Raw genomic sequence first — 15,315 nt, 5'->3', positions numbered from 1 at the left:
AAATAAACCATTAGAGAGTTGTTTTGTTTTTAATAATGAATATAGTTTATTTAGTGAATAATGAGTAGAGAATTAATACCTGTTTATTTGATGCCTGGTATGGCGGCAAGTCCAAAAATATTTGAGCATATTCAACTACCAGAAGATCAATTTAAAATTTATTTATTAGAATGGATGATTCCTATTGAAAATGAATCTTTAAGGGATTATGCTATACGGTTGTCTAAAAACATAAAACATGATAATGTTGTATTGCTTGGAGTATCTTTTGGTGGTGTTTTAGTGCAGGAAATAAGTAAACACATAACTGTTAGAAAACTAATAATTGTGTCTAGTGTAAAATCTGTAACAGAATTACCAAAAAGAATGTTATTAGCAAAAACAACTAAAGCATACAAATTATTGCCTACACAACTTGCCAGTAACATAGATATTATTTCTAAATATGCCTTTGGAAATAATGTAACCAAGCGTATAGAGTTATATAAAAAGTATCTATCTGTTAATGACAGTAAATATTTAAATTGGGCTATAGAAAATATGGTTTGTTGGAATCAAAAAACATGCAACCCGAATACTATTCATATCCATGGAGATAATGATTCTGTTTTCCCTATTAAAAATATAACGAACTGTATAACAGTTAAAAACGGAACACATATCATGATTATTAACAAATACAAGTGGTTTAATGAACATTTACCCGAGATTATTCTCAATAATTGAATTATTTTTCTATTTTTAGTAAAACTTTACAAAAATGAAATTAATACAAAAAGCTTTAGCTTTTGTTGGATTGTTAAGTTTGTGTGCCCTATTTATTTATGCCTTACAAGACGCTCCAACAGACGAAAATTTTGAAACTAAACTTATAAACGATTATAATGTTTATGCCTTACAAGTACCTGAAAATTTAGATTTTGCTGGCGAATCTATGCCGCTTAAAAACCCAGATATTCTTGAACGCATGGATAGAGAGCTACTAGTTAATACCTATTGGCAATCTAATGGGTTGTTAATGTTTAAGCGTGCTAAGAAATATTTTCCCATAATTGAGCCTATTTTGGCTAAACATGGTATTCCAGACGATTTTAAATACTTAGCAGTTATAGAAAGTGGTTTAACAAATGCTGTATCTCCAGCTGGAGCTAGAGGTGTATGGCAAATTATGCCAGCAACAGGAAGAGAAAACGGTTTAGAGGTTAATAAAAATGTTGATGAGCGTTATAACCTAGAAAAAGCTACAGAAGTCGCTTGTAAATATTTATTAAAATCTAAAGAAGAATTGGGTTCATGGACACTTGCAGCTGCTGCTTATAATGCTGGTAACGCTGGTGTTTCTAGACGTTTGAAAGAGCAAAATGTATCTGATTATTATGATTTGTTATTAGGCGAAGAAACCGGACGTTATTTGTTTAGAATTGTTGCGCTAAAAGAAATTTTATCACATCCAGCCAAATATGGTTTTAACTTTAGAGAAAAAGATTTGTATCAAAATATTCCAACCTATAAAATTGAAGTAGATACTGCAGTGACTGATTTTTCAAAGTTTGCACAAAATTTTAACATCAATTACAAGATTTTAAAACTTCATAACCCGTGGTTGCGCGAGCCCCATTTAAATAACAAATCCAGAAAATCATATTTAATTGAAATCCCTAAAGAAGGCTATTATCAATAACTATTGATATGCTGGAATATGTAAAGAATAACCTCTGGAGTATACTTATAATTTTAAATTATATAATTGCAGTTTCAGCTGTAATAACTATTCTTCTTAAAAATATAAATCCCACCAAAACATTATCATATATAATAGTTTTGGTGTTCTTTCCTTTTTTGGGTGTTCTTGTTTATTATTTATTTGGTCAGGAGTATCGAAAAAATAAAATCTTCACAAGGAAGCATATTCTAAATAAAAATGTAGTAAAAGCTATTAATAAAGAGTTAGAGCTTAACAAAAAAGAGCTAGAACGGGTTAATGATTATTTAGACGAGAAAGTTAGGTTAGTTAAATTGATGCATAGTAATGAAAATGAGCCTCTTACTTTAAATAATAAAATTGATATCTTGAAAAATGGAGATGTTAAATTTAAACGTCTAATTGAAGATATAGAATCTGCTAAACATCATGTGCATTTAGAATATTACATAGTAAAAGATGACACCATAGGCACAAAACTTCTTAATTTATTATGTGAAAAAGCTAAGGAAGGTATAGAAGTAAGATTGAGTTATGATGATGTAGGTAGTAAGATTTCTGGTAGAATGAAAGCTAAATTAACGAATTCTGGTGTGTTGCATCACCCGTTTATGCCTGTTTTATTTTCAAGATTTACAGGGAAAATGAATTATAGAAATCATCGAAAAATAGCGGTTATTGATGGTAGAATTGGATATGTTGGTGGAATTAATGTTGGAGATGAATATCTTAATGAAAATGATACAAGATATTGGAGAGATACACATTTAAGAATTACTGGTGATGCAGTTAAATCGATACAAATCCATTTTTTTTCTACCTGGGATTTTGTTTCAGATGAACAACCAAAAATATACAAATCTTATTTTCCAGAAGTAGAAGAAAAACAAAAACAAATAGGTTTACAAATTGCTGCAAGTGGTCCAGATACAGATTGGGCTAATATTATGGAAGTTATATTAACCGCTATTATTACGGCTACAGATTATGTCTATATCACAACACCTTATTTTGTTCCTAATGACGAAATAATTACTGCATTGCAAATTGCTGCAAAAAGTGGAGTAGATGTTAGGTTAATGATTCCAGAAAAATCAGATTCTTGGGTTGTAAAACACGCTTCTAACTCTTATTTAGAATGTTTGCTAAGGGCCAATATTAAAGTTTATAAATACAGTAAAGGATTTGTACATGCTAAAACTATGGTGGTAGATGATATATTTTCTACAGTAGGTACATCAAATATGGATTACAGGAGTTTTAATATAAATTTTGAAATCAATTCTTTAATTTATGACAAAGAGAATAGTATACTGCTAAAACAACATTTTTTAGATGATATAAAAGAAAGTAATGAGGTAGATTATGTAACCTATTTAAAACGCTCTAAATTTGATAAATTAAAGGAATCCTATTGTAGACTTTGGTCGCCTTTAATATAAAATAAAAAGCCTCAAAGTAAAACTTTGAGGCTTTTTTATATATCGATAGATTTTATTCTAACCGCGTCTTTTTTGTGCTCTTAAAGACCTGCCAGTTCCGTAATGTTGATTTGGACCAGCAGAACGCTTCATGTTTTGCTTCATCATTTTAATTTGGTCTGTCAACATACCTTGCTTATCTAATTTAGTAGCTTCAGCAAGTAGTTTTTGTGCTTCTTGTTTTCTTCGTTTAGAAAATGCAATACCAGCCAAATTAAGTTTTGCCATAGCTAAATCATGTTTCATAGATAAACCTAAAGAAATAGCTTTTTTAAAGTATTTTTCAGCTTCATTCATATTGCTTTGAGACACCATAATACCATGTAAATAATTATAATACCCTTGTTGTTTAGTTACTAAAGCAGATTCAGGATTTTTAATTTTATTAAGCCATTTTTTTGCGCCTTCAAAATCCTGTTTTCTTAATCTTAAAAAAGCTAATAGAATAAATTCGTTTTTAAAATAGAGAAAAACAAAAATTAAAGAAAGAAGTATTAACATAATACCATTACCAATATAACCTTCAGTAAATTGATAAACAGCAAAAGCGATAATACCAGCTGCAATAATAAGTTTTATAATTTTGTTGTACATGGTGCTCAATTAATAATAAAAAAGTTGCAGTTTGATAAAAAAACGCATCTTTGTGTTCAATTTTAGACTACAAAGAAACTAAATTTTTATGAAAAACAACTTATTGATATTTGATAAAAAATAACGATAACCCAAATAAATAAAGGTTTAACATGGCTTTTAGTTTTAAATAAAAAATTAAAAAATATTTTTCAAAAAATGGTTTGCAAAGTAATAAAGGCTTTGTATATTTGCCCTCGGTTTTTGAAGAAAGCCCAGAGTTAAAAATTTCAATTCAGAATTAAAGATACAAGATAATGAGTAAAAGAACATTTCAGCCTTCTAAAAGAAAGAGAAGAAACAAGCATGGTTTTAGAGAAAGAATGGCTTCTGCTAACGGTAGAAAGGTATTAGCACGTAGAAGAGCTAAAGGAAGAAAAAGATTATCTGTGTCATCTGAAACTAGACATAAAAAATAATGATTAACAATTGTTAATATTTTAAAGGTGTTACTTAGGTGTAACGCCTTTTTTTATATCTACTGATTACTATTTTTGTAAACATCTTAATAAAACCACAATATAAAAGTAAAAATGCCGAAGAACGAAAAACTAAAATCGATACTAATTATTGGATCAGGACCAATTATTATTGGACAAGCATGTGAATTTGATTATTCTGGATCTCAAGCTTTAAGGTCGCTAACAGAAGATGGAATTGAAACCATATTAATCAATTCTAACCCAGCAACAATCATGACAGATCCTTCTATGGCAGATCATGTGTATTTATTACCATTAAATACAAAATCGATTATTAAAATTTTAAAAGAGCACCCTCAAATTGATGCTGTTTTACCAACTATGGGAGGGCAAACCGCTTTAAATTTATGTATCGAAGCTGATGAAAAAGGCATTTGGAAAGATTTTGATGTAGAAATTATTGGTGTTGATATTGATGCTATAAACATTACTGAAGATAGAGAGCAATTCAGAGATTTGATGGAAAAAATAGGTATTCCTATGGCGCCTCAAGCCACAGCAACGTCTTTTCTTAAAGGAAAAGAAATTGCTCAAGAGTTTGGTTTTCCATTATGTATACGTTCATCTTTTACTTTAGGTGGAGCAGGTGCGGCAATTGTTTATGAAGAAAAAGATTTTGATAAACTATTACGTCATGGTTTAGAAATTTCTCCAATCCATGAGGTAATGATTGATAAAGCGTTATTGGGTTGGAAAGAGTTTGAGCTTGAGTTACTTAGGGATTCTAACGATAATGTTGTAATTATCTGTTCTATTGAAAATATGGATCCTATGGGAATTCATACTGGAGACTCTATTACCGTAGCTCCAGCCATGACTTTAAGTGATAGAACATACCAACGTATGCGAGATATGGCAATACACATGATGCGTAGTATTGGCGATTTTGCAGGAGGTTGTAACGTACAGTTTGCAGTTTCTCCAGATGAAAATGAAGATATTATTGCTATTGAAATTAATCCTCGTGTATCGCGTTCATCAGCTTTAGCAAGTAAAGCAACCGGTTATCCAATCGCAAAAATTGCTGCCAAATTAGCTTTAGGTTATCATTTAGATGAATTAAATAATCAAATAACAAAATCTACTTCAGCTTTATTTGAGCCTACATTAGATTATGTTATTGTAAAAATACCACGTTGGAATTTCGATAAATTTGAAGGTTCAGACCGTACTTTAGGTCTTCAAATGAAAGCCGTAGGAGAAGTAATGGGTATTGGGCGTTCGTTTCAAGAAGCTTTACATAAAGCCACGCAATCTCTTGAAATTAAACGAAATGGTTTAGGTGCTGATGGTAAAGAAAATAAGAATTATGAGCAAATCATAGAGAAACTTACGTACGCTTCATGGGATCGTGTATTTATAATTTATGATGCTATTAAAATGGGAATTCCGTTAAGTAGAATTTACGAAATTACCAAAATAGATATGTGGTTCTTAAAGCAATACGAAGAATTATATTTTTTAGAAAAAGAGATTTCTACGTTTAATATTGATTCTATTGAAAAAGAACTTTTACTTGAGGCTAAACAAAAAGGTTATGGAGACAGACAAATTGCTCACATGCTTAAATGTTTAGAAAGTCAAGTTTATAATAAAAGAGAAGCATTAGGTATCAACAGAGTTTATAAGCTAGTAGATACTTGTGCTGCAGAGTTTGAAGCAAAAACACCATATTATTATTCAACATTCGAAAGTGATATGGAAACTGCCGATGGAAACCGTTTTGCACATAATGAAAGTGTAGTTACAGAGAAGAAAAAGATTGTTGTTTTAGGTTCTGGACCTAATAGAATCGGTCAAGGTATAGAGTTTGATTATTGTTGTGTACATGGGGTTTTAGCAGCTGCTGAATGTGGATACGAAACCATCATGATAAACTGTAACCCTGAAACGGTATCAACAGATTTTGATACAGCCGATAAATTATATTTCGAACCTGTTTTTTGGGAACATATTTACGATATTATCAAACATGAAAAACCAGAAGGTGTTATTGTACAATTAGGAGGACAAACGGCACTTAAACTTGCAGAAAAGTTAGATAGATACGGTATTAAAATTATAGGAACAAGCTTTAAATCGTTAGATTTAGCAGAAGATAGAGGGTTATTTTCAAATCTATTAAAAGAGAATAATATTCCTTATCCAGAATTCGATATTGCAACAACTGCTGATGAAGCTGCGGCTATTGCAGATGTTTTAGATTTTCCAATATTAGTACGTCCGTCTTATGTTCTTGGAGGACAAGGCATGAAGATTGTAATTAATAAACAAGAACTAGAACAACATGTTGTTGAATTATTAAGTGCAATGCCAGGGAACCAATTACTATTAGACCATTATTTAGAAGGCGCTATTGAAGCTGAAGCTGATGCTATTTGCGACGGAGAAGATGTTTATATAATAGGTATAATGGAGCATATTGAACCTTGTGGAGTTCACTCTGGAGATAGTAACTCTACTTTACCACCTTTTAATCTAGGTGAATTTGTAATGCAGCAAATAAAAGACCATACTAAGAAAATTGCATTAGCACTTAACACAGTTGGTTTAATAAACATACAGTTTGCGGTAAAAGACGATACAGTTTATATTATAGAAGCTAACCCAAGAGCATCTAGAACAGTGCCATTTATTGCAAAAGCTTATGGTGAGCCTTATGTAAATTATGCTACTAAAATTATGTTAGGAGAGAAAAAGGTGAAAGACTTCACGTTTAATCCACAATTAGAGGGTTACGCAATTAAACAACCAGTATTTTCATTTAACAAGTTCCCTAATGTAGATAAAACACTAGGGCCAGAAATGAAAAGTACGGGAGAAAGTATTTTGTTTATAGATAGTTTAAAAGACGATCAGTTTTACGATTTATATTCAAGACGAAAAATGTACTTAAGTAAATAAAAAAAAGCCGCTTTAAAAGCGGCTTTTTTTATAGTTCTAGTTTTGCATTTTGAGTTTTCATGACCTCTAAATGTTCTTCAATTTTAAATTCAGAAGCTTTAAATCGGTTTGAGCGTTTTTTAGATTGTTCTTGCCTTACAATACTTCTGGCAAATCTTCTCACGCTTTCTTTTGTGTCTAAAATTAAACCAGGAACAGGAACATTTTTACCATGTTCATCTTTTGCAACCATGGTAAAATATGATGAATTACAGTGTTTTTTTTCTCCGGTTTGAATATTTTCAGATTCTACTCGAACACCAACAACCATTGATGTTCTTCCAGTGTAATTTACAGAAGCCTTTAGTGTTACCAATTCTCCAACATCAATAGGGTTTAAAAAATCTACTTTATTAACAGATGCCGTAACACAGTAATTTTGTGAGTGTTTTGAAGCACAAGCAAATGCTATTTGATCCATTAAATTTAAAATGTATCCACCATGAATTTTTCCGCTAAAGTTAGAGTGCGATGGTAACATAAGTTGTGAAATGGTAATGTGGGAATCTTTAATGTTTTTAAACATAGATTTTATTTATTGGTCTTTTTCTTCTTCAACTTTTGTAATAAAATATTTGGTGTCGCCTAACCAGAACATCTTTTTGTAGCGTTCAAAATAATGAAGTTTCACAAATTTACCTTGTAATCTGTTAAGGTCTTCAATGACTTCTTTTTCATCATCTTCAACAGAAAAAACAAATATTTGAGATTCTGAAACGCCTTGACTTATTTCACCTTCCCATGTTTTAAAAAGTACGCCTTTATTACTAAATTTAACTAGCTTTCCAGCTCTAACACCTTCGCTGTAATTTACAAAGTAGATAAAGCAGAAATAACCTGCTACAATAAGGAGTAAACCAATAAATAGTTTAATAAGTATTTTCATAAAATTTAATTATCGTCTTCTTGGGCTCGTTTAATAATAGCTTCAGGTAGTGCCTTTTTAGCTTTTGCTCCCATTTTTTTAAGTTTTTCAACACTTGTAATCAGGTTTCCTCGACCTTCTACAAGTTTATTCATTGCTGCAGAATAATCGGTTTTTGCAGCATCTATTTTTTTGCCTACACCAGTTAAATCTTTTACTAAACCTTCAAATTTATCGTATAAAGCACCAGCTTGTCTTGCAATTTCTATGGCATTTTGTTGTTGCTTTTCATTGTTCCACATACTATCTATAGTACGCAGTGTAGCTAAAAGTGTAGATGGTGTTACAATAACAATATTTTTCTCAAAGGCTTTATTATAAATAGAATTATCCTCATTAACAACCACAGCAAAAGCAGGTTCTATAGGAATGAACATGAGCACAAAATCGGGTGATTCAATATCATATAAATCCTGATAATTTTTTTCTGAAAGTTGGTCAACATGTTTTCTTATGGAATTAACATGCGCTTTTAAAAATTGAGGTTTATCATCATCTTCGGCATTAACCAAACGCTCATAATCTGTTAAAGATACCTTACTGTCAATAATCATTTTTTTACCATCGGGAAGATGCAAAACCACATCGGGTAACACACGAGAGCCATCTTCTCTGGTAAAACTTTGTTGTACAAAATATTCGCGGTCTTTTTCTAATCCAGACTTTTCTAACACGCGCTCTAAAACCAATTCGCCCCAATTACCTTGCATTTTACTATCACCCTTTAAAGCACGGGTTAGGTTGGTAGCTTCTTTTGTCATTTGCTGGTTAAGGTCTTTTAAACCTAACAATTGCTCTTTTAAAGCCGAATGCATACTGATGCTTTCCTTTTGTGTTAAATCAACTTTTTCTTCAAAGGTTTTTATCTTTTCTTGTAGTGGATTGAGTATGTTTTTTATGTTTTCTTTATTCTGTTCTGTGAATTTTGTCGACTTCTCTTCTAAAATTTTATTAGCTAAAAGCTCAAAATCCTTACGTAATTGCTCTTGGCGTTCTTCAAGTTCTTTATCACGTTTTAAGTTTAACTGTTGTAAGTTTTCGTATTCAGTATTTTTTCTAGTTAATTCAGAATTTAAAAGTTCTTTTTCTCTTCTAATGTCTTCGCGTTCAAGCTCAATTTTGGTTAAAGTTTGTTTCAGTTCATCAATGGTTAAACCCATCTGGTTTTGGCGTTCTTCAAGGGTGCTTTTTTCGCTTTTACTTTTTAGTTTTGTAAAAAGCATACCTAAATAGCCACCAATAGCAGCAGAAACAAGAATAGATATTATAAGAATTAAATTATCATTCATTTATAAATACGTGTGATAAAATTTTACTAACTATAAACTTACAGTTTTAATGCCTATAAAAAAAACGCCATTTAAGCGTTTTTTTTAACAATTATTATGTTTTAAATATTATGCTGTTTTTAAATACTTTTTAGAAACAAAATTAAAGCTAAAATACATTACCGCTGCAAAGAAAAAATCGCCTATTAAAGAGTTTCTAAAAAAAGGAATAGCAAGCGTATAACATTCTAGTAAGCCGTTTACTGTTTTAGGGTAAGCTAATAACCAAACTCCAAAATTTGTAATAATAAAAAAGCTAATGCTTGATATTAAAACGGTAGTTATGCTCATTTTTTTAGACTTAATACCAATAAAACCAACTAATATAAATGCTAAATAAACAAAGATAGATATGGTTGAAAATCCTAAAAATATATCTGATATCAACATAGCGAATATAGGAATTATAAACGCGAATTTTTTATCTGTAAAATAAACTCCCGAAAATAACGCCATTGCAGTAACAGGAGTTACATTCGGTAAATGTGGTAACAAACGAAATATGGCTGCAATTGCTATAAATAAAATAATAACAATTTGTTTTTTGCTTAAAGAATTCATGATTGAGTTTTATTTAATACATCAAAAATAATACTTATTGAGTTATTAAAAAACTAAATTGTGGTTTGAAATTTTAACAGAAAACTAAAAGTGTAACATTTGTAACTTTTTTTCATAAAAAGATAATATAAATTTGAAGAAAGTTTAAGTTATGCGAGATGCTTCAAATACAACACTTTATATAGTAGCAGGAATTATAATTCTTCATTTTTTAATTGGCTTCATTTATTTACTTTATAAAATGACTAAGAAAAAGTAAATTTCATTAGTTTTCGTTTTAAAAACAGTTTATTTTTACATAGAATTTTGGTTTGATTCGGTTTTTTAACTGAATTGATTAAAAGGGAATCTGGTGAGATTTAATATTTATCAAGTCCAGAACTGTTCCCGCAACTGTAAGTTTATGCCGAACTTGTTTCGGTACCTCATTAAGAGGATGTTATTTTTCTTTTAAACCACTGGGTAAAACTGGGAAGGTTCAATAACATTAAATAAGTCAGGAGACCTGCCATTTTCAAAACAATTAAGTTAAACTTTCGGGATAAAAGTTTGCGTATGATAGTCCATGCGATTCTCGATTAATTATTCATTAAAAATGAACAAAAAAAAACATGTTTTTGGTGCCCTTTGTTTAGGGTTATCAATGGTTGGTTTTGCACAACAGCAAATCGATTCAACAAAAGTGCAACAACTTGATGAGGTTGTTGTAACAGATTCTCGTTTTAAATTAAAACGTGAAAATTCAGGTAAAACTGTTATTAAAATTTCTAAGCAAGAAATTGCAAATAACCAAGGTAGAACCATTTCAGAATTAATAAATACCAAAAGCGGTATTGAAATTAATGGAAGCCGAAGTGTGGAAGGGCAAAATCCAAGTTATTTTATTAGAGGTGGTAACACACGACAAGTTTTAATAATAATTGATGGTGTACAGGTAAACGACCCATCATTAGTGTCTAATGAATTTGATTTACGTTTATTAGATTTAAACACAGTTGAATCTATTGAAATTATTAAAGGAGCAGCGAGTACCTTGTATGGAAATGCAGCAGCAACAGCTGTAATAAACATCACAACAAAAAAGGCTTCTAAAGAAAGCATTTCTGGTAGTTTTTTAACGGTTGTTGGAACCAACCAAACCCAAGATGATTTAAACTACAACGGTGCGAGTTTTACAAATAATGTTTCTGTTAATGGGAGCACAAATAAGTTTACCTATTTAGCGAGTTTTGGCAATAGGTTTGTTGATGGCCTTTCAGCTGCCAAATCAGATAATCCTGAAAAAGATAAGTTTTCACGATACAATACTAACCTAAAATTAGGTTATGAAATTAGTGACGCTTTTAATATTACAGCCTTTGCGAGTTACGATAAGTTTAAAACAGATATTGATGGTTTTCCTGCACCAACGTATACGTTTGCAGATACTAATGATAAATATACTTCTGAACAAACAAGATTTGCATTAGCACCAAAATTTAATTACACAAATGGTAGTATTCAGGTTAATACAGCTTTTACTAAAATAAACAGAGAAACTATTTCAGATTTTTCAACAACGCATGAAGGCGAAAGTATTGTTGTAGATGCTTTTAATAAATATGTATTCAACAATAAATTCTATACCATTGTTGGTGTTAATTTGGGTGATTACAAAAGTGTGTTTTCAAATGAAGAAAGTTTCACTAATACCGATCCGTATTTAAATGTGGTTTATGTTTCAGACTATGGACTAAATTTAAATGTAGGAGCGCGCTTTAATAACCATAGTGAATATGGCTCGCATTTGGTTTATAGTTTAAATCCTTCTTATAATTTTAATGTAAATGATGGTTATGTTAAAGCATTTGGGTCGTATGCTACATCGTTTATTGCGCCTAATTTATCGCAGTTATTTGGTTTTTTTGGAGCAAATCCAGATTTAGAGCCAGAAGAAAATGTAACTATTGAAGGCGGATTAGAATTTAATACCAAAAAAGGGTTTAGAGTTAACGGTTTATATTTTAACAGAAAGGAAGAAAATACGATTGTTTATACTTCTAATTATGAAAATGCAACAACAGATGCGACAGTACAAGGTTTTGAACTCGAAACAGAAGTTAATTTGATTAAGAATTTATCAGTTAGTGCCAATTACACGTTTATAGAGTTAAAAGATGGTGTGCGATTACGTGTGCCAAAACACAAAGCAAATTCTAGTTTGGGGTATAATTTTTGCGAAAACACTTTTGCTTCAATAAATTATCAATTTGTTGGAAGTAGAACAGATACCGATTTTTCAACATTTCAAAATGTAGAATTAGATTCTTTTTCTCTGATTGATTTATACTTCAGTCAGAAATTGGTGAACAATAAAGTCAAACTTTTTGCCAGTGTAACTAATCTATTTAATGAAGATTATTTCGAGATTTTAGGTTATACCACAAAAGGTAGAAATGTAAGTTTAGGTTTGAATTTAAGTTTGTAGTATATTACTATTGAAATAAAAAAAACCTACAAGAATTAAGCTTGTAGGTTTTTTTATTATTTAAATAAAATGTCTTTTATAAGATTTTCAGGAAGTTCTTTGTCAACATACATTCCTTTTGAAAATGGAATAAAATCGTTACTATCATTAGTAATGTCTACGTAGTCTATTTTTCCTCTTGAAGCTTTACCAGTTCCTGTAATATTGGCAATAGCTTCGGCTAATAAAGGTTCGCTTTCATCACCTAAAACACCTAAATTATTTATTTGCTCACCTAAAACAATATTAGGGGTAAGTCCATTAAAATAATCAGTAATACCATTTACATTCAGAGATTTATAAATTAAAGGTTGCATTGCATAAGTGTGTCTAGGGTTAGCGCCTTGTCTTCTAAAATTTGATGAATCATATAAAGTAGTAGATGCTTGATATTTTCCAGAAGTTGTAGTCCCTATTTGCACAACATCAATATAAGGCCTTAATGAATTTATTACAAGCTCACTAGCAGAGGCACTGCTACGAGTGGTTAATATATAAACCTTTGAAAGATTTAAGCTATTTAATGCAGCTCCATCATTATTATTAATAAATCTATTAATTAACAACTCTGGATCTTCATTTTGATATGCTTCTTGAAATTCTGTATTCCACTGCTCTGTACTAAATACATCACCTGTAAACTGACCAGTAATTAAACTAGATAATATAATAGCTGTGTATACCGATCCCCCTGGATTGTAGCGTAAATCTAAAACTAATTCAGTAGCATTCGCACTTTTAAAAGTGCCAAAAACATCATTAAGTTCATTGTTAAATTGATCTGTTCCTGTAAAACCATTATACATTAAATATGCAATTTTATTACTCTCAATATCTAAAACTCTATTTATCAAAATAGGGTTTTCTGTATAGGCTGATTTAGATAGAGTAATACTTTCAGAACCAGGAGTTACTGAATCATCTGATGTTTCAGGTGTGCCATTATCGTCATAACTACCCAAATTAATAGTGTAACTGTTTTGATTTAATAAGGATGAAACATTATTACTGTTAAGTGTTGTTCCATCAATGCCATAAAAAATATCACCACGTTTAACACCATTTAATTCTGCATCTGTATTAGGTAAAACGTGTGTTACTATTCCATAACGATTAGTATCAGTTGTAGAAAATCTAAAAATTTGGAATTCCATACCATTACTTGTCGAAATTCCATCAAAAAATTGTTCTAATGCAATATAATCATCAACAATCCAACTAAATCTATCTACATTCTGTCTGTCGTAAATTAAACTTTCAAATAAATCGAAAGGGTCATCAAAACTATTTAAATAATCGGCGTATTCTGTATTGCTAGAAAATCTATCATTAGCAAGATTTGGTATTTCATCTTTATAAAGGTAAAATACATTCATCCCTTTCCATACAAAATCATTTATTTCGCTAGCAGTAATAAGGTTGTCATCATTGTCTTCAAAACAACTTAAAGTTGTTATTGAAATGAAAAGTAGAATTAGGGTTTTTAAATTTTTCATCTGTTGGTTTTTATTTTTTAATTGTCAGATGTAATTTGCATAGTGAGTATCCAGAATATTATTAGGGTTTTCAATTATGCTCATTTCATGCAATATGTTTTGTTATGAGTAGTCTATAAAACCCTAAATTTACTTACAATATTGTATAATAAAAAATAAAATAATTCTTGATGTAACAAAACATGTAGTTGTTCGTCGTAATATCAAATAGCCTTAATAAAGTTGTTTTAACCAAACCAAACCGAACCAAAATGACTCAAACGGAGTTTTTAAATATTGTAATGCCTTTTAAGGATAAAGTATTTCGTTTAGCAAAACGATTGCTGGTATCTACAGAAGAGGCCGAAGATGCAACGCAAGAAGTTCTGTTGAAATTATGGAATAATAAAAAGAAGATTCAAGAGTATAAAAACGTTGAAGCTTTTTCTATGACAATGACAAAGAATTTTTGTTTCGATAAATTAAAATCTAAACAAGCTCAAAATTTAAAAATTGTACATAGTAATTATGAGGATAAACAAACCTCATTACAAAAGCAAGTTGAATTAAATGATAGTGTAGACTGGGTAGCAAAAATTATTGAAGATTTACCCGAGCAACAAAAACTAATCATTCAACTTCGAGATATAGAAGAATATGATTTCGATGAGATTGCAAAAATGTTGGATATGAATAATACAGCAGTACGTGTAAACTTATCGAGAGCAAGAAAAACAATAAGAGAAAAATTGACTAATACACATAATTATGGTGTTAAATAATATAGAAAAGTTACTTGAAAAGTACGAAAACGGAGAAACATCGCTTAAAGAAGAGCAAGTGTTGAAAAACTATTTTACTAGCGACACTGTGGCACCTAATTTAGAAATGTATAAACCCATGTTTGCGTATTTTTTGGGAAACCGCCAAGAACAATTTACTAAAGACGTTCCATTAAAAACTAAACGAATTTTTAATTACAAATGGATTTCTGTCGCAGCAGTAGTAGTTCTTATGTTAGGGTTTTATTTTAATAAACCTATAGTGTCTTCATATCAAGAATACGCTTATGGAACTTATAGTGAGCCCGAAGAAGCACTTAACGAGCTTTCAAATTCGTTAGCAATGATTTCAAGTCATTTCAATAAAGGCACATCAACAGTAGGTTACTTAAACGAAGTAAACAAAGGTACATCTACACTTGGGTATCTTAACGAAATTGAAAACACAACAAGTATAATTTTTAAAACAAACAAATAAATCAAAATAATGAAAACTT

The 15,315-nt window shown here is 30.4% G+C and carries 14 protein-coding genes and 1 riboswitch; of the genes, 8 read left to right on the top strand and 6 right to left on the bottom strand.

The window, feature by feature from the left end; translation table 11 throughout:
* Nucleotides 1–60: 60 nt before the first annotated feature.
* The 3 genes from MBM09_RS13220 to cls are packed head-to-tail and all read left to right on the top strand — an operon-like array spanning nucleotide 61 to nucleotide 3,144.
* Nucleotides 61–726, top strand: coding sequence for an alpha/beta hydrolase (locus MBM09_RS13220; RefSeq protein WP_238674192.1), 666 nt, complete (start codon nucleotides 61–63; stop codon nucleotides 724–726).
* A gap of 34 nt (nucleotides 727–760) precedes the next feature.
* A complete protein-coding gene (locus tag MBM09_RS13215; protein WP_238674191.1) occupies nucleotides 761–1,681 on the top strand; it encodes a lytic transglycosylase domain-containing protein in 921 nt (306 codons plus the stop codon).
* Between the two features lie 8 nt (nucleotides 1,682–1,689).
* Nucleotides 1,690–3,144, top strand: a complete 1,455-nt coding sequence (gene cls / locus MBM09_RS13210) for a cardiolipin synthase (RefSeq protein WP_238674190.1) — start codon at nucleotides 1,690–1,692, stop codon at nucleotides 3,142–3,144.
* A 57-nt stretch (nucleotides 3,145–3,201) separates the two neighbouring features.
* Here the strand turns inward: cls and MBM09_RS13205 are convergent, their stop codons facing one another.
* Nucleotides 3,202–3,777, bottom strand: a complete 576-nt coding sequence (locus MBM09_RS13205) for a DUF2892 domain-containing protein (RefSeq protein ID WP_238674189.1) — start codon at nucleotides 3,775–3,777, stop codon at nucleotides 3,202–3,204.
* 296 nt (nucleotides 3,778–4,073) lie between these two features.
* On the opposite strand from MBM09_RS13205, the gene rpmH reads away from it, so the two are divergent.
* Both rpmH and carB read left to right on the top strand, forming a co-directional pair.
* Nucleotides 4,074–4,235 (top strand): 50S ribosomal protein L34, encoded by a 162-nt coding sequence (gene rpmH, locus MBM09_RS13200; RefSeq protein WP_042244185.1) that lies wholly within the window; start codon nucleotides 4,074–4,076, stop codon nucleotides 4,233–4,235.
* 114 nt (nucleotides 4,236–4,349) lie between these two features.
* Complete coding sequence (gene carB, locus MBM09_RS13195; RefSeq protein WP_238674188.1) at nucleotides 4,350–7,202, top strand: carbamoyl-phosphate synthase large subunit; 2,853 nt, start codon at nucleotides 4,350–4,352, stop codon at nucleotides 7,200–7,202.
* Between the two features lie 28 nt (nucleotides 7,203–7,230).
* Here the strand turns inward: carB and MBM09_RS13190 are convergent, their stop codons facing one another.
* The 4 genes from MBM09_RS13190 to MBM09_RS13175 all read right to left on the bottom strand — a co-directional run bounded on the left by MBM09_RS13190 (nucleotide 7,231) and on the right by MBM09_RS13175 (nucleotide 10,055).
* Nucleotides 7,231–7,767 (bottom strand): acyl-CoA thioesterase, encoded by a 537-nt coding sequence (locus MBM09_RS13190; protein ID WP_238674187.1) that lies wholly within the window; start codon nucleotides 7,765–7,767, stop codon nucleotides 7,231–7,233.
* 9 nt (nucleotides 7,768–7,776) lie between these two features.
* Entirely contained in the window at nucleotides 7,777–8,127 is a 351-nt protein-coding gene (locus MBM09_RS13185) for a 6-phosphogluconate dehydrogenase (RefSeq protein WP_238674186.1), read from the bottom strand.
* 5 nt (nucleotides 8,128–8,132) lie between these two features.
* Nucleotides 8,133–9,455 (bottom strand): DNA recombination protein RmuC, encoded by a 1,323-nt coding sequence (gene rmuC, locus MBM09_RS13180; RefSeq protein ID WP_238674185.1) that lies wholly within the window; start codon nucleotides 9,453–9,455, stop codon nucleotides 8,133–8,135.
* A gap of 108 nt (nucleotides 9,456–9,563) precedes the next feature.
* Nucleotides 9,564–10,055: a DUF6580 family putative transport protein gene (locus MBM09_RS13175; protein ID WP_238674184.1), complete on the bottom strand. Its 492-nt coding sequence runs from the start codon at nucleotides 10,053–10,055 to the stop codon at nucleotides 9,564–9,566.
* A 300-nt stretch (nucleotides 10,056–10,355) separates the two neighbouring features.
* Nucleotides 10,356–10,583, top strand: a riboswitch (cobalamin riboswitch).
* A 67-nt stretch (nucleotides 10,584–10,650) separates the two neighbouring features.
* Here MBM09_RS13175 and MBM09_RS13170 point away from each other — a divergent pair.
* Nucleotides 10,651–12,522: a TonB-dependent siderophore receptor gene (locus MBM09_RS13170; RefSeq protein WP_238674183.1), complete on the top strand. Its 1,872-nt coding sequence runs from the start codon at nucleotides 10,651–10,653 to the stop codon at nucleotides 12,520–12,522.
* A gap of 56 nt (nucleotides 12,523–12,578) precedes the next feature.
* Here MBM09_RS13170 and MBM09_RS13165 read toward each other — a convergent pair whose 3' ends face one another.
* Nucleotides 12,579–14,057, bottom strand: coding sequence for a S41 family peptidase (locus MBM09_RS13165; RefSeq protein ID WP_238674182.1), 1,479 nt, complete (start codon nucleotides 14,055–14,057; stop codon nucleotides 12,579–12,581).
* 251 nt (nucleotides 14,058–14,308) lie between these two features.
* On the opposite strand from MBM09_RS13165, the gene MBM09_RS13160 reads away from it, so the two are divergent.
* On the top strand, nucleotides 14,309–14,818 hold the full coding sequence (locus MBM09_RS13160; RefSeq protein ID WP_238674181.1) for an RNA polymerase sigma factor: 510 nt from the start codon (nucleotides 14,309–14,311) through the stop codon (nucleotides 14,816–14,818).
* Entirely contained in the window at nucleotides 14,805–15,296 is a 492-nt protein-coding gene (locus tag MBM09_RS13155) for a hypothetical protein (RefSeq protein ID WP_238674180.1), read from the top strand. The genes MBM09_RS13160 and MBM09_RS13155 overlap by 14 nt, the downstream gene beginning before the upstream one ends.
* The last annotated feature ends 19 nt before the right edge of the window (nucleotides 15,297–15,315 follow it).

The sequence above is a fragment of the Flaviramulus sp. BrNp1-15 genome, from assembly GCF_022259695.1.
GTDB lineage: Bacteria > Bacteroidota > Bacteroidia > Flavobacteriales > Flavobacteriaceae > BrNp1-15.
This window is presented reverse-complemented; position numbering and strand designations above follow the sequence as displayed.

Coding starts and splice junctions, on each gene's coding strand:
- MBM09_RS13220 (WP_238674192.1), top strand. CDS start 61: ATGAGTAGAGAATTAATACCTGTTTATTTGATGCCTGGTATGGCGGCA.
- MBM09_RS13215 (WP_238674191.1), top strand. CDS start 761: ATGAAATTAATACAAAAAGCTTTAGCTTTTGTTGGATTGTTAAGTTTG.
- cls (WP_238674190.1), top strand. CDS start 1,690: ATGCTGGAATATGTAAAGAATAACCTCTGGAGTATACTTATAATTTTA.
- MBM09_RS13205 (WP_238674189.1), bottom strand. CDS start 3,777: ATGTACAACAAAATTATAAAACTTATTATTGCAGCTGGTATTATCGCT.
- rpmH (WP_042244185.1), top strand. CDS start 4,074: ATGAGTAAAAGAACATTTCAGCCTTCTAAAAGAAAGAGAAGAAACAAG.
- carB (WP_238674188.1), top strand. CDS start 4,350: ATGCCGAAGAACGAAAAACTAAAATCGATACTAATTATTGGATCAGGA.
- MBM09_RS13190 (WP_238674187.1), bottom strand. CDS start 7,767: ATGTTTAAAAACATTAAAGATTCCCACATTACCATTTCACAACTTATG.
- MBM09_RS13185 (WP_238674186.1), bottom strand. CDS start 8,127: ATGAAAATACTTATTAAACTATTTATTGGTTTACTCCTTATTGTAGCA.
- rmuC (WP_238674185.1), bottom strand. CDS start 9,455: ATGAATGATAATTTAATTCTTATAATATCTATTCTTGTTTCTGCTGCT.
- MBM09_RS13175 (WP_238674184.1), bottom strand. CDS start 10,055: ATGAATTCTTTAAGCAAAAAACAAATTGTTATTATTTTATTTATAGCA.
- MBM09_RS13170 (WP_238674183.1), top strand. CDS start 10,651: ATGAACAAAAAAAAACATGTTTTTGGTGCCCTTTGTTTAGGGTTATCA.
- MBM09_RS13165 (WP_238674182.1), bottom strand. CDS start 14,057: ATGAAAAATTTAAAAACCCTAATTCTACTTTTCATTTCAATAACAACT.
- MBM09_RS13160 (WP_238674181.1), top strand. CDS start 14,309: ATGACTCAAACGGAGTTTTTAAATATTGTAATGCCTTTTAAGGATAAA.
- MBM09_RS13155 (WP_238674180.1), top strand. CDS start 14,805: ATGGTGTTAAATAATATAGAAAAGTTACTTGAAAAGTACGAAAACGGA.